Source organism: Xenorhabdus sp. NBAII XenSa04, assembly GCF_963866145.1.
In the GTDB taxonomy this organism is placed as follows: Bacteria; Pseudomonadota; Gammaproteobacteria; order Enterobacterales; family Enterobacteriaceae; genus Xenorhabdus; species Xenorhabdus indica.
Genome location: NZ_CAWMEB010000058.1, coordinates 1 through 1,178 on the forward strand (window position 1 = coordinate 1; position 1,178 = coordinate 1,178).

A 1,178-nucleotide genomic window follows, 5' to 3' on the forward strand; every position below is an offset into this window, starting at 1 on the left:
GAACTCAACCGCCGTGCCAACCAACTGGCCCATCATCTGCTGGCGCTGGGTGTCCAGCCTGATGACAGGGTAGCTATCTGTACCGAACGCAGTCTGGAAATGGTCGTCGGGCTGTTGGCTATTCTCAAAGCCGGCGCGGCCTACGTACCGCTCGACCCGGCTTATCCGGCTGAACGGCTGGCCTACATGCTGGCGGATGCCGCTCCTGTGGCCCTGCTGGCTCAGGCCGCCCAGATGGAAACCTTAGGCAGCCGCCTGCCTGTCGTTGTGCTTGATACGCCGTCATTATCTGTCTGGGATAATTTGCCGGCTGAAAACCTTGATACTCAGACACTGGGGCTGACGTCACAGCATCTGGCTTATGTCATTTATACCTCCGGCTCCACCGGTCAGCCGAAAGGGGTGATGAACAGCCATCGCGCGCTCTGTAATCGTCTGGTCTGGATGCAGGAGACCTATGGCCTGACCGCCCACGACCGTGTCCTGCAGAAAACCCCGTTCAGTTTCGATGTGTCTGTCTGGGAATTCTTCTGGCCCCTGCTCTCTGGTGCCCGTCTGGTGATGGCCCGCCCCGAAGGGCATAAAGAGGTGGATTATCTGGCCCGGCTGATTGATACCGCAGGTATCACGACACTGCATTTTGTCCCGTCCATGTTGCAACAGTTTGTACAGGGGATTAACCCCCGGCACACCTGTGCCTCTCTCAAACGGGTGATTTGCAGCGGTGAGGCCCTGTCACCGGAGCTGCAACAGCGCTTCTTCGCCCGTTTTAATGCCGGACTGCACAATCTGTATGGCCCGACTGAAGCGGCGATTGATGTCACCTATTGGGCCTGCGAGCCTGACGATAAGCGTCACTTTGTCCCTATCGGCCGCCCGATTGCCAATACCCAGATGTATATTCTGGATACCCAGGGTCAGCCCGTGCCAATGGGGGTGTCCGGTGAACTCCATATCGGCGGTGTGGGGGTGGCCCGCGGCTATCTGAACCGGCCTGAACTCACCGCGGAACGCTTTATGGCTGACCCGTTCTCCACTGTACCTGATGCCCGGTTGTACAAAACCGGAGACCTCGGCCGCTGGTTGCCGGATGGCAGTATCGAATACCTCGGCCGTAACGACTTTCAGGTCAAGTTGCGTGGCTTCCGCATTGAACTGGGGGAAATTGAAGCGCGTCT

The 1,178-nt window shown here is 58.2% G+C and carries 1 protein-coding gene; it reads left to right on the top strand.

Features of this window, described 5'->3' with window-relative positions; genetic code table 11:
* Positions 1-1,178: non-ribosomal peptide synthetase (locus AAC147_RS02995; protein WP_047685525.1), on the top strand; the 1,178-nt coding region annotated here is incomplete at both ends.